This is a genomic window from Collinsella sp. HCP28S3_E12 (assembly GCF_052065595.1).
GTDB lineage: Bacteria > Actinomycetota > Coriobacteriia > Coriobacteriales > Coriobacteriaceae > Collinsella.
In genome coordinates this window covers 73,821-87,721 of sequence record NZ_JBQHTS010000007.1, presented here as the reverse complement: position 1 = coordinate 87,721, position 13,901 = coordinate 73,821, and the positions used below count along the sequence as shown (strand labels likewise).

8 protein-coding genes are annotated in these 13,901 nt (G+C 60.6%); 7 read left to right on the top strand and 1 reads right to left on the bottom strand.

The features are described 5' to 3' along the window. Positions 1-131: 131 nt before the first annotated feature. Positions 132-635, top strand: a complete 504-nt coding sequence (locus ACTNBY_RS04325) for a flavin reductase family protein (RefSeq protein ID WP_427717758.1) — start codon at positions 132-134, stop codon at positions 633-635. 89 nt (positions 636-724) lie between these two features. Beyond that, positions 725-868: a rubredoxin-like domain-containing protein gene (locus tag ACTNBY_RS04320; protein WP_035137395.1), complete on the top strand. Its 144-nt coding sequence runs from the start codon at positions 725-727 to the stop codon at positions 866-868. Between the two features lie 469 nt (positions 869-1,337). On the opposite strand, the gene ACTNBY_RS04315 is transcribed toward ACTNBY_RS04320, so the two are convergent. Next, positions 1,338-2,594, bottom strand: a complete 1,257-nt coding sequence (locus ACTNBY_RS04315) for an Nramp family divalent metal transporter (protein WP_441063534.1) — start codon at positions 2,592-2,594, stop codon at positions 1,338-1,340. A gap of 523 nt (positions 2,595-3,117) precedes the next feature. Here ACTNBY_RS04315 and gltB point away from each other — a divergent pair. From gltB to ACTNBY_RS04290, 5 genes are all read left to right on the top strand, one after another. Further along, positions 3,118-7,815 carry a glutamate synthase large subunit gene (gltB, locus tag ACTNBY_RS04310; RefSeq protein WP_441063533.1) on the top strand — a complete coding sequence of 1,566 codons (4,698 nt, stop codon included), beginning with the start codon at positions 3,118-3,120 and terminating at the stop codon, positions 7,813-7,815. A 5-nt stretch (positions 7,816-7,820) separates the two neighbouring features. After that, positions 7,821-9,302, top strand: a complete 1,482-nt coding sequence (locus ACTNBY_RS04305; protein ID WP_441063532.1) for a glutamate synthase subunit beta — start codon at positions 7,821-7,823, stop codon at positions 9,300-9,302. A 424-nt stretch (positions 9,303-9,726) separates the two neighbouring features. Then, positions 9,727-10,434 carry a hypothetical protein gene (locus tag ACTNBY_RS04300; protein WP_441063531.1) on the top strand — a complete coding sequence of 236 codons (708 nt, stop codon included), beginning with the start codon at positions 9,727-9,729 and terminating at the stop codon, positions 10,432-10,434. A gap of 438 nt (positions 10,435-10,872) precedes the next feature. After that, positions 10,873-11,949, top strand: a complete 1,077-nt coding sequence (locus ACTNBY_RS04295) for a hypothetical protein (RefSeq protein WP_441063530.1) — start codon at positions 10,873-10,875, stop codon at positions 11,947-11,949. Positions 11,950-12,440: 491 nt separating this feature from the next. Further along, entirely contained in the window at positions 12,441-13,811 is a 1,371-nt protein-coding gene (locus ACTNBY_RS04290; protein ID WP_441063529.1) for an amidohydrolase family protein, read from the top strand. Positions 13,812-13,901: the final 90 nt, after the last annotated feature.

Genomic DNA, 13,901 nt, shown 5'->3' with positions numbered 1-13,901 from the left:
ATCCAGGCTTAAACAGGGACTTTTTCACCGCAACTGCGTGTGGCTCATTTTTCTTACCGTTCTGACACATATGTCTCATTGTGGGTATATACGTCTGCAAGGCTCAATTCCGAGTTAGGGGAGTGATCGTTTTGGATAAAACTGCGTTCTTTACGATGCCGTGCGGGCTGTATGTGGTGAGTGCCGCGGCAGATGGATCGCGCGCCGGCTGCATTATCAACACCGCAGTGCAGGTGACGTCCACGCCGCCGCGCATTTCGGTTGCCGTGAACAAGGAAAATGTCACGTCTGGCGTTATCTCGTCTGCCAAGGCCTTTGCGCTGACCGTGATCGATCAGACGGCCGATATGCCCTACATTGGTAACTTTGGATTCCGTACCAGCAGCAACTATGACAAATTTGCCAAGTACGAGACGCGCGAGACCGCACTGGGCATGCCCTATGTTCCCGAGCATGCGGCGGCCTTGTTTAGCTGCCGTTTGATCGACACAGTGGATGTGGGCACGCATCTACTGTTTATCGGTGAGGTCGAGGATGCCGAGCGCCTGAGCGACGAGACGCCGCTCACCTACGATTACTACCATAAGGTCCTGAAGGGCAAGACGCCGCCCAAGGCGTCTTCGTACCAAGGGTAGAAATGCGGTAAAACCGCTTGCATTATATTATTAAGAATATATACTAATAAGCAAAGTACACCAGCAGCCACGTTCGAGAGGAGAACATCATGGCCGAGGAAAAGAAGACGTACAAGTTCGTGTGCACCGTTTGCGGTTACGAGGTAGAGGTCGACACGCCCGAACTGCCCGAGGATTACGTGTGCCCGGTGTGTGGCGTCGGTCCCGATCAGTTTGAGCTCGTCGAGGAGTAGCTCGTAGACACACGACTTGCAGCAACATATAGCTCTGTCCAAGGGCCCCGGTCGGATATCCCGGCCGGGGCCCTTTTCCTCCGTCCCCAAGGGATCACGGCTGCTATTAGCCGATCCTGTCTGTTGTGAGTCCGGCCGACCTTTTGTCTTAACCTGCAACATCTAACGGCTCAAAACGGGTCTTCCTGTTACAGAACGAGACAAACCAAAACCATCATTCTCAAAATCTCAATCTATAACATTTAGGCACGTAAAACCCCTCTACTTGTTACAGATCGAGACAAAAGGTTGGGGCTGAAGAAATATCTCGATCTGTAACATCTGGGCGCGGAAATTGGGTCCACTTGTTACAGATCGAGACAAACTGAAACTATCTCTCAGAAAATCTCAATCTGTAACATCTAAGGGCTCAAAACGGCCTCACGTGTTACAGATTGAGACGTTATATCTGGACAGTCACGCCATCCCATTACATCCCCGTTAGCAGCACGATGTCGAGAATCGTCACGATGACGCCGATCCCTACGAGCAACGCGTTGAGCGGGCGCGAGTTGGCGTATTTGCCCATGACGCGGGGCGAGCTGGTGAGTCGTATGAGCACAAAGACCGTAATCGGCAGCTGAAGCGACAACAGTGCCTGACTCCAAATGAGACCCTCAAAAGGATTCGGGACGATCAGGCACGCCGCCACTGCGCCGACGAAACAGGCCGCCACTCCGATCGAGGAATGTCGGTCGTGGATGTCGTATTCCTCGTCGAATATGCCCGCGGTGATGGTGCCCGCCGCCATGCCCGCCGTCACGCTACTCGATATGCCCGCAAACAGCAGTGCCACCGCAAAGATGGTCGAGCTTGCCGGGCCCAGAATGGGGGAGAGCGTGGCCGCTGCGACGGCGAGGTCGTCTACGACAATGCCGTGCGCAAAGAAGGTCGTTGCGGCCAGGATGACCATGGCCGAGTTGATTGCCCAGCCCACACCCATCGAAAATAGCGTGTCGAAGAGCTCGTAGTGCAGGCGTTCTTCGATAACCTGCTCGCCTTGGCCTTCAAAGTGCATGGATTGGATGACCTCGGAGTGCAGGAAGAGGTTGTGGGGCATAACGACCGCGCCTAGGACACTTACGATAATCGCGACTGAGCCGGTGGGCATACTGGGTGTAATCCAGCTTGTGGCGGCTTGCGGCCAGTCGACCTTGACCAGCAGAAGCTCGGCTAAAAACGAAAGTCCCACCACGCCCACGAAGGCGATGATCCAGCGTTCGGCGCGTTTGTAGGAGCTTGTCATGAGCATGGCAATCGATGCCGCCGCCACGATGATGCAGCCGGCACGTACGGGCAGGCCAAAGAGCATTTGAAGTGCGATCGCACCGCCCAGGACTTCGGCCATGGCGGTGGCGACCGTGGCTAGATACGCGCTGCCGAGTATCGCACGCCCGACGAGGCGGGGCAGGTGGCGCGTCGTGGCCTCGGCAAGACACATGCCCGTGGCGATGCCCAAGTGAGCCGCGTTGTGTTGCAGCACGATGAGCATGATCGTGGACAGCGTGACGATCCACAGCAGCGCGTAGCCAAACTGCGAGCCGGCGGCCATATTGGAGGCCCAATTGCCCGGGTCGATAAAGCCGACGGTCACGAGCAGCCCGGGGCCGATATGCCGTGCGATGTCGAGTCCGCCGTGGCCGCCGGTGCGCGGGGAGCCAAAGTGATATTTGAGATGGTCGATCATGGTGCACTCCTGCGTGCCGTTTGTTTGACGCCGCAAAGGATACCCGTTTTAGGCTCGAAATTTGACCATGACTAACAAAATTGTTGTATTTGAATAGGATGGTAAAGGGGGGTTGCCGAAATGTCTTGATCTGTAACAACTAGGGATGGAAATTGGGCCTAGGTGTTACAGATCGAGACAGGAAGAAATGGTCCTATGGAAAATCTCGATCCGTAACAGCTGACCGCCAAAACCGGCCCTTCATGTTACAGATTGAGACATTCGTAACCGTCTCTCGAGAACATCTCAATCTGTAACCGTTAGTCGTCGAAATTGGGTCTTCCTGTTACAGATTGAGATGTTTGAAGCGGTGAGTTTACAGGCCGAACCTGGGGCCCTTGTTGTTGCCCTTGAGGTCGGCGGTGTCCACTCGCAGGGCGTGCGTTACGCAATTGTTTCGAAACGGGCGGGAAACACAATGGGCCGGCGATGCTTCTAGTATGCCTATTCAACTGACTGTCTAAATATCTAGGGGAGGATCGCGATGCAGGCAGATTCCGCTCAGCAGCAGGGCCTTTATCGCCCCGAATTCGACCACGATGCATGTGGCATCGGCGCGCTTGCCGATATCAACGGTGAGCGCCACCACCAGATTCTGGACGATGCGCTGTCCATTCTGGTCAACCTGGAGCACCGCGGTGGCACGGGACTCGAGAAGAATACCGGCGACGGCGCCGGCATCCTGTTCCAGGTTCCGCATCACTTTTTCCGCAAAGAGGCTCAAAAGTGCGGCCAGATTCTGCCGGCAGAGGGCGACTATGGCGTGGCCATGCTGTTCTTCCCGCAGGACGACAAGGGCGTAGAGGATGCCCGCCGCGTGTTTGAGGAAGGCTGTGCCGAGGCCGGCGTGCCGCTGCTCTTTTGGCGCGAGGTGCCGGTCGACCCTCACGATCTGGGCGAGACGGCCCGCGCCTGCATGCCCACCATCCTGCAGGCCTTCCTGGGCCGTCCGGACGACACGCCCGCCGGCGATGCCTTTGAGCGTCGCCTGTACGTGTGCCGCCGTACCATCGAAAAGAAGGCCGACGCCGAGTTTGCCCTGCGCGACAAGATCTTCTATGTGTGCTCTATGAGCTCGCGCACCATCGTGTACAAGGGCATGCTGGTCGCCACGCAGATGCGCCGCTTCTTTATCGATCTCAACGACGCCGCCGTTAAGACGGCCGTGGCGCTCGTCCACTCGCGCTACTCCACCAACACCACGCCTAGCTGGGAGCGCGCACATCCCAACCGCTTTATTATCCACAACGGCGAGATCAACACCCTCAAGGGCAACGTCAACTGGATTCGCGCCCGCGAACCTAACCTGTACAGCCCCGTGCTGCAGCATGATCTTGAGCGTGTGATGCCCATCATCAACCGTGAGGGTTCCGACTCCGCGATTCTGGATAATGTGCTCGAGTTTTTGGTCATGAACGGCCGTCCGCTCACGCGTGCCGCGTCCATGTTGCTGCCCGAGCCGTGGGACCACAACGACAACCTGAGCGAGGAGCGTCGCGCCTACGATGCCTACCAGTCCATGCTCATGGAGCCCTGGGACGGCCCGGCGGCCATCGCCTTTACCGACGGCCGTACGCTGGGTGCCGCCCTTGACCGCAACGGCCTGCGCCCGGCTCGCTACTACGTGACGCGCGACGGCCGCTTTATGCTGGCAAGCGAGGTGGGCACCATCGAGGTGCGCCCCGAGAATATCCTGACAAGCGGTTGTTTGGGACCGGGCCAGATGCTCGAGGTCGATTTTGCCCGCGGCCGTGTGATCTACAATGACGAGCTGCGCGCCCGCTATGCCAAGGAAAAGCCCTACCGCGATTGGATTGCCGAGGAGACGCTGACCGTTGACGCGCTCGACAAGCCCGCCGCGGCAACGCCTGCCGAGGATGCCGAGGTGCCTGCCGCCGTGCGTATGGCCAAGCTCGGCTACCACTGGGATGATGTTGACGAGGTCGTGCGCCCCATGGCCCAGCAGGGCAAGGCCCCGCTCGCCTCGATGGGTATCGATGCGCCGCTGGCCTGCCTGTCCAAGAAGACGCGCTCGTTCTTTGACTATTTCTATCAACTGTTCGCCCAGGTCACGAACCCGCCGATCGACGCCCTGCGCGAGCATATGGTCACCTCGACCACGCTCTACCTGGGCAACCACGGCAACCTGCTCGAGGACTCTCGTACGGCCTGCCAACTGGTGCGTCTGGAGCGCCCGCTGCTGAGCGAGGAGGAGTTCGACCGCATTTGCGCGATTGACCGTGTTGGCTTTAAGACCCGCCGTTTCCGTGCCGTTTACCGCCGCGATGCCGACGAGGGCGCGCTGCAGGCTGCGCTCAAGCAGCTTGCAGAGGACGTTGAGGCTGCGGTCCGCGACGGCGTGAACATCGTGGTGTTGAGCGATCGCGCCGGAGCGGACGAGGTACCCGTGCCGTCACTGCTCGCCGTGGGCTGCGTGCACAACCACCTGATCCGCGCCGGCGTGCGTACCTTTGCCGACATTGTGGTGGAGTGTGGCGACGCCGTGTCTCCGCACGACTTTGCGGCGCTGGTGGGCTACTCCGCGAGCGGCATCTATCCGTACAGCGCGCATGCGTGCATTCGCGACCTGGCGGCGCACGGCGATCTGGACGTGACAGCCGAGCAGGGCATCGCCAACTACAATAAGGCTGCGACCGCCGGCATCGTTTCCATCATGTCCAAGATGGGCATCTCCACGGTGCAGAGCTACCATTCGGCGCAGATCTTCGAGGCCGTGGGCTTTACGCCGGAGTTCGTCAACGCGTACTTTGCCGGCACGGTGAGCCGTGTGGGCGGTATGGGTGTCGAGGACGTTGAGCGCGAGCAAAACGAGCGCTACGACGCCGCGCTCGCTATCCTTAAGAGCCCGGCTCCCGATCAGCTGCCCACGCTGGGTCTGACCAAGTGGCGCCCGCTCGGCGGCGAGGATCACCTCATTGATCCGCAGACTGTCTACTTACTGCAGACCGCCTGTCGTGAGGACAGCTACGACACCTTTAAGGAGTACAGCGCCCGCCTGCACCGCACCGGCCGTGCCGTGCGCCTGCGTGACTTGCTCGACTTTAATGCCAACGGCCGCACGCCGGTTTCGCTCGACGAGGTGGAGCCCGCGCGCAACATCGTCCGCCGCTTTAACACCGGTGCCATGTCGTACGGTTCTATCAGCAAAGAGGCGCACGAGTGCATGGCCATCGCCATGAACCGCCTGCATGGACGCTCTAACTCGGGCGAGGGCGGCGAGGATCCGCGTCGCGAGACCCCGCTGGCTAACGGTGACTCCAAGAACTCCGCTATCAAGCAGGTGGCAAGTGCGCGCTTTGGCGTAACGAGCCGCTACCTGTGCAGTGCCTTCGAGATTCAGATCAAGATGGCCCAGGGCGCCAAGCCCGGCGAGGGTGGCCACCTGCCCGGCAAGAAGGTCTACCCCTGGATCGCCGAGGTCCGTCAGTCCACGCCCGGCATCGGCCTGATCTCGCCTCCGCCGCACCACGACATCTACTCCATCGAGGACCTGGCAGAGCTGATCTTTGATCTTAAGAACGCCAACCCCGGCGCGCGCGTGTCGGTCAAGCTGGTCAGCGAGGCCGGCGTCGGCACCATCGCCACCGGTGTGGCCAAGGGTGCCGCCGACAAGATCTTGATCAGCGGCCACAATGGCGGCTCGGGTGCCGCGGCGCGCGATTCCATTTGGCACGCCGGCCTGCCGCTGGAGCTCGGCCTTGCCGAGGCTCAGCAGACATTGCTGCAAAACGGACTGCGCTCCCGCGTGGTGCTTGAGGCCGACGGCAAGCTCATGGACGGCACCGATGTTGCCGTCGCCTGCCTGCTGGGCGCCGAGGAGTTTGGCTTTGCGACCATGCCGCTCATCTCCATGGGCTGCCTCATGCAGCGCGACTGCCAGCAGGATACCTGCCCGGCCGGCATCGCCACGCAAAACTGTCGCCTGCGTCGCGGCTTCCGCGGCAAGCCCGAGCACGTTGAGCACTTTATGCTCTTTGTTGCCGAGCAGCTGCGTGAGGTCATGGCGAGCCTGGGCTTCCGCACCGTCGACGAGATGGTCGGCCATCCCGAGTGCCTGCGCCAGATCGAGGTACCGGGCAACCGCAAGGCCAACCTGCTTGATCTGTCGCCCGTGCTGACGAGCGCGACCTGCGAGTTCGGTGCCCATATCCCGGGCGCCGACGGTCGCCACTTCCTGCCGCAGATGGCTGCGGACAGCGAGCTCGACAAGACGCTCGACTCCACGTTGTTTGTGCCCTATACGGCCGATGCCCGTGCGCACCTGCGCCCGATTCGGTTCCGCGCCGATATCGCCAACGTCAACCGTTGCGTGGGCACCATCCTGGGCAATGCGGTGACCAAGGCACATCCCGAGGGCCTGCCCGCCGGCTCCATCACCATCGATTGCGATGGTTCGGCCGGTCAGAGCTTTGGCGCCTTTCTGCCGCGCGGCATTACGCTTAACGTGTGCGGCGACGCCAACGACTACTTTGGCAAGGGCCTTTCGGGCGGCGAGGTGTCGGTGCGCCCCAACCCGCATGCGACCTACAAGTTCGACGAGAACATCATCGTGGGCAACGTGGCGTTCTTTGGCGCCACGAGCGGCCGCGGCTTTATTAACGGCCTGGCAGGCCAGCGTTTTGCCGTGCGTAACTCCGGTGCCACTGTGGTGGTCGAGGGCTGCGGCAACCATGGTTGCGAGTACATGACGGGCGGCCTGGCGCTCATCTTGGGCGAGGTCGGGCAGAACTTCGCCGCCGGTATGACGGGTGGCGTGGCCTATGTCTTTGACCAGTACGGCACGCTCGAAGCCCGTGTGAACCACGAGAGCGTGGAACTCAAGGCCCCGACGGTTGGCGAGCTGGCGCAGATTCGCGCGCTCATCCAGGAGCACGTGGACGCGACGCAGAGTCCGCGCGGCATTAAGCTGCTCTACAGCTTCGACTCGATGAGCAAGCACTTTGTGAAGGTCATTCCGACCGAGTACGAGCGCGTGCTGGCGATTGTCGCTGCGGCCGAGGCCGTGGGCAAGACGCACGCGCAGGCCGAGGAGTTGGCGTTTGACATCGTGACCGGCCGCGCGAGCGCCGCGGATGTCGCTCGCTTTGATGTCGCGGGCGGTGCAGCGGGCACTGCGCCCGTGGCTGTCAGCCCTGCTGCTTCGACCAAGAAGGAGGCGTAAGTGCCATGGGTAAGCCCGGTGCTTTTCTTGATATCGATCGCGTGACCCACGAGCTGCGCCCCGTGGAGGAGCGCAGCCGCGATTTCGATCCGCTGTACGTGGAGCTCGACGACGATGCGCGCCGCGCCCAGGCGAGCCGCTGCATGATGTGCGGCGTGGCGTTTTGCCAGATGGGTGCGAGCTTTGGCAAGGCGCGTCCGAGTGGCTGTCCGCTGCACAACCTGATTCCCGAGTGGAACGAGCTGGTGTATCGCGGTCGCTGGGACGAGGCGGCCGAGCGCCTGTCGCTCACCTCGCCCATGCCCGAGTTTACGAGCCGCGTGTGCCCGGCACTGTGCGAGGCTGCGTGCAACCTGGGTTCGGTCGACGGCCAGCCCACAACGATTCACGATAACGAGCGCGCGATCAGCGACCACGAATGGGCAAACGGCGGCCCGCGTCGCTTTGAGCCGGCCGGGGAGGACGCGCCCTCGGTCGCCGTGGTGGGCTCCGGCCCGGCTGGCCTGGTGGCTGCATGGGAACTTGCGCGTCGCGGTGCCCGCGTGACGGTGTTTGAGCGCGACGACCGCCCAGGCGGTCTGCTCATGTACGGCATTCCCAACATGAAGCTCGAGAAGTCCGTGGTCGAGCGCCGCGTGGCGCTCATGCGCGAGCTGGGCATTGTCTTTGAGCTGGGTACTGACGTTACGAACCCTGAGGTGGCGGCCAAGCTCAATGGTTTTGACGCCGTTGTGGTGGCTGCCGGTGCTCGTACGCCCCGCGGTCTTTTGGCTACGAATGTGGATGCCCCGGGCGTGGTGTATGCCGTGGACTACCTGACGGCTTCGACCGTCTCGGTGCTCGATGGAGGTGAGCCCGCGGTGAACGCGCGCGGCCTGGACGTTGTGGTCATTGGCGGCGGCGATACCGGCAACGACTGCGTGGGTACCGCGGTGCGCCAGGGTGCACGCAGTGTGCGTCAGTTTGAGTTCTTGCCGGCCGCGCCGGATAAGCGTGCGGCGAGCAACCCTTGGCCGCAGTGGCCCAATGTGAAGAAGACCGACTACGGTCAGCAGGAGGCTATCGCTGCCATGGGCGGCGAGATGCGTGCTTGGGGCGTGGATACGCTCGAGGTATTGCTGGACAAGAAGGGCGCTGCCGCGGGCCTGCGCGTGGTCGATCTGGACTGGTCGGCCGGCAAGCCCGAGCGCATTGCGGGCTCCGAGCACGAGGTGCCGGCCCAGCTGGTGCTGATCGCCTGTGGCTTTACGGGTCCGGAGCACGGCGTGTTCGACGCTGTTGACGTGCCTATTGCCACGGCGGGCCGTCCGTTGCCCGTGATGGCCTCCGAGGACTCGCATCTTGCGGCTCGCGTGGATGGCGTTGCCGCGGATGCCGCGCCGGTGTATGTGGCCGGCGATGCCCGCAACGGCAGCTCGCTCGTGGTGAGTGCCATGGCCGATGCCCTCGCCTGCGCAGCCGAGGTCGCCGAGGCGCTGGGGCTGTAAGACAATCACGGAGTTACTCAACAATCGAATCGGCAAGGGCTGTCCCCAACGGCCGGCATATAAGGAACGTCCCCAAGTGCCGGCAGCTGGGGACGTTCCTTATATGCCGGCATCCGGGGACACTCCTTGCGGGTTTGCGAGCGTTTTGCTCGTTTGCCGACGTTTGGCTGCCTACCCGTTGGCGTTTGCGCCCGTTGCGCTCTGCTGTTTATGTGGCGGCTTTAGTTGTTTGCGGACAGCGGCGCGGGTGATTCGTCTAGTTCTACCCGCGATTTTGTGGCAATTTGTATAATCTGCAAGTATCCCGTCAAGTGCTTGGTCAGCATCTGGTTTGCAGCCCGATGCCCATTTCGCCCGTGATGGCGGCGACCACCCGCCCTCCTCGTAAGCTCAAATTGAGGTTTATCAGTTTGAGGAGGATGCCATGGCTGATCATGTTTTGGACCGGGGACGTCTGGCCGAGGCCGTCGGTGACGATATTGCCGGCATGGCCCAGTTTTGGATGCTGCGCAAGTTTCAGTTTTTGGAGTCGGCGCGTACACAGTTCGAAGTGATAGTCGATCCATGGCTCAGCTATTGCGAGGAGCCCTCGCAAAATGAAATCATGGCCTATAACATGGCATTTACCGATTGGCTGCTGTTCGAGCGTCCCTATTACCATGGCAAGACGCTGCTTGAGCTGTATGTTGACGAGCCGCCGGCGTCGCTTTCGCCCGTCTCGCTCAGACGGCTCGAGCAGGTGCGCGACACGCACTATTTTTCGCGCTTTGGCATTTTGGATAAGGATCCCGCGACCGGTATGGTCGCGCTGCGTGACACGCGTACCGACCGTCGCTTTGACGTCTACGATCCGCATATCGTGCAAAAGGAGCACTGGCGCGATGGCGCGATTGCGGTGCGCCTCGCGTGCGTCGACGATGTCTGGCTGACGGCGGGGCAGCTTTACCTCTACGACATTGCGCGCCTGAGCGATACGGCGGTCGACGGGCCTGGCGCCGTGCATCCTGAGGACCTAGAAGATGGCTTCGATACCTCGTGTATCAGCTTCTTCTTACGGCTGGTTCGCGACATCATGGGCGCCCAGGGGCGCTACGTAAAGTCACTCAACATCTACAAACAGGAATGGGAGTAGGGGATGGGCATCTGCCGCCTGCCTTGCCTTCTGCCTTTATATCTCGATCTGTAACGTTTAGGGACAAAAAACCGGTCTACCCGTTACAGATCGAGACGAATGCTTGGGCGTTGCTGGTTTGTCTAAATCTGTAACGTTTAGGGGTCTGGAGAACGCCTAACTGTTACAGATCGAGATGTTTGGAACCCGGCAGGGGGGATGTCTCGATCTGTAACATCTGCAGGCCAAAACTCGATCCAACTGTTACAGATCGAGATGTTTGGCACCTAGCTGGGGAAATGTCTCAACCTGTAACATCTACAGGCCAAAAATCGACCTAACTGTTACAGATCGAGACAAAGGTTGGGCGCGGTGCCGAACAATCTAAATCTGTAACAACTAGAGGCTCAAAGACTGTCTTCCTGTTACAGATCAAGACATTTGTCAGCGGAGGCAACGGTGACGATGGTCCATTTGTCTGACGTGGTGGTGATGGAAGTGTCTAATACCGTTTTCAAACACAAACATGCAACACGTAGCACTTTGGCGCGGAATAGGATGCTTGCCAGGCTCACGGAGGCGGCTGAACAAGGCGTGCTGCTTGCGACGCACGATAATGCCGAGCTCATGTGGCTGCGGCGCCATGTGGGCACAGACGATATTGCGGAGCCCGAATCGCACCTATTCTGTTTTCAGCATGAATGGGATGCGTTGACGCCGCCGGAGCGGGCTCGGCGGACCATCAAGGGGCTTGCGGAGTTTCATCCCGATTGGGCGTTTTGGGGGTATGACGCCGCGCTGATATGGGGTCTGGAGGTGCCGAATGATCTGCTCGGGCCGCGTTACTTGGTCAAGACGGGTTGTTCGGTGGCGTTGAGTACGGGATATAGGCTGCTGCGTCCGCAGGCGTCGGGTGCGCTTGAGTGCGTCGACGGCGTGCGAGTGACGCCGTTTTGGCGCACGGTGGAGGATTGTCTGCTGCGTGCGCCGTTTTCATATGGTCTGGCGATTGCCGATTCTGCGCTGCGGGCGAAGGGCATATCGCGCGACGACCTCTGCGAACGGCTCCAGGCCGATTGCGAGGGCAGACACGGGTATCGCAGAGCTCAGGTGATTGCGTCGCATGCGGACGGGCTGTCCGAAAATGGTGGCGAGTCTCGGTTCCGAGCGTTCTTTATTGCATACGGTTTTCCGGTGCCAGAGTTGCAGGTGGAGTTTCGCGATCCGCTCGATTCGAGCCAGGTGTTTCGGGTCGATTATTTCTGGAGGCTCGAGGACGGGACGTGCGTGATTGGCGAGCTCGACGGAAAAGGAAAGTATACCCTGCAGGATGGTGGGGATCGGGAGTCAGTCGACCCGTTCGTAGCAGAGCGTCAGCGGGAGTCTCATCTGACAATGCTCGGGCACAAGGTGCTGAGGTTCACGTTTGATGAACTCAAGAACCCGGGGAAGCTGGCTGAAAAGATGAGGCTGGCGGGTATTTCGCAGCGGGCCGATTTGGCTGAGGGATGGAAGCGTCAGTGGTATGGGCGCTGAGGGATACGACTAACGCGGATGTGGTTGTTCCTGTCGAGTTTGTCTCGATCTGTAACAACAAGAGGCCGTTTGGCCTCGTAACTGTTACAGATCGAGACAGAAGGTTGGCTGCCGCTAAAAGATCTAAATCTGTAACATCTATAGGCCGAAAACCTGTCTACCTGTTACAGATTTAGATGTTTGACGACAGGGCTGGAGAATATCTCGATCTGTAACATCTAACGGCCAAAATTCGACCCAACTGTTACAGATTGAGACAAAGGCTGGACGCGGTGCCGAAAGATCTCGATCTGTAACATCTGGCTGCTAAAACCTGGTCTACCTGTTACAAATCAAGACGTTTTGCTGGAACGGCCGGAGCATTGCCGTGCTGTCTCCGTTTGCCCTCACAGCTCTCTCGTCCCTCCGCTAACCGATATGTTCGACTTTAGTTTGCTGCATTAGGTGATAATGGACAAATGTTCAAGTTAATCGTGAGGGAGGAGCTCGATATGGCGTCTGCCGATCGTTCCACGTTGTTTATCAATGCGACCGTCCTGGATGGTTCGGAGCATATGGAGCCGCAGCCCGACATGGCCGTGGCCGTTGAGCGCGGTGTCATCACGTGGATGGGGCCGAGTGCTGTGGCGCAGGCGCCTGCAGGTGCCGAGGTCCTCGACCTGGCCGGGGCGTATCTCATGCCGGGCCTCATCAATATGCATGTGCATCTGTGCGGCTCGGGCAAGCCGGTTTCGGCGGGCGATGCGGGCACGCTGATGAAGAAGCTCGATAATCCCGTGGGGCGCGCTATCGTGCGCCATATTCTTAAGGGCAGCGCCCAACAACAACTGGCAAGCGGCGTGACCACGGTGCGCGGCGCGGGCGACCCGCTGTTTGCCGATCTGGCTGTGCGCGATGCTATCGACGCCGGCAAGTATCAGGGTCCGCGTTTGGTGGCGCCGGGAACGGGCGTCACGGTGCCGGGTGGCCACGGCGCGGGCTTGTTCGCCCAGGTGGCCAACAGTCCCTCCGAGGCGGCCGAACAGGTGCGCGACCTGTATGCGCGCGGTGCCGACGTCATTAAACTGTTCGTAACGGGCGGTGTGTTCGATGCGACCGAGGTGGGCGAGCCGGGCGTGCTGCGTATGCCGGTGGAGGTTGCCGCGGCGGCGTGCAAGGCAGCGCACGATATGGGCCTTCCGGTTATGGCTCATGTCGAGAGCATCGAGGGCGTGAAGGCCGCGCTCGAGGCCGGCGTCGATACGATCGAGCACGGCGCTCCGTTGACGCCCGAGATCCTGGAGCTGTACCGCGGCGCCGCGGGAACTCAGCTCGAGGGGCGTGCGCCGAGTGTGACCTGCACGATCAGCCCCGCACTGCCGTTTGTGCTGCTCGATCCGGAGAAGACTCATTCGACTGACACGCAAAAGAAGAACGGCGATATCGTGTGCTCGGGCATTATCGAGAGCGCTCGTGCGGCGCTGGAAGCCGGTATCAAGGTAGGTTTGGGTACGGATTCGAGCTGCCCGTTCGTGACCCAGTACGACATGTGGCGCGAGGTGGCCTATTTTGCCAAGTACGTGGGCGTGAGCAATGCGTTTGCGCTGCATACGGCTACGCAGGTCAATGCTGAGCTGCTGGGGCTGGGCGGCGAGACCGGTGCGATCGAGTGCGGCAAGGCTGCCGATATCCTGGTGACGCGCGAGAACCCGCTCGATGACCTGTGCGCTCTGCGCGAGCCGATGCACGTGATGTGTCGTGGCGATCTGGTGCGCAAACTCAAGGTGAGGCGTATTCCCGAGGTGGACGCCGAGCTCGACACGATTATGGCCATGCCAGCCGAGGCGCTTGCCGAGGAGCTTGCCCGCGACGGCGTGGCGTAGGTGTGACGGGGGCGGGCCCTTTGTCGCATTCAAAAAAGCCGAGGTCCCAGTGCGAGGCCTCGGCTTTTATTTTGTCCTGCGGTATAGCGG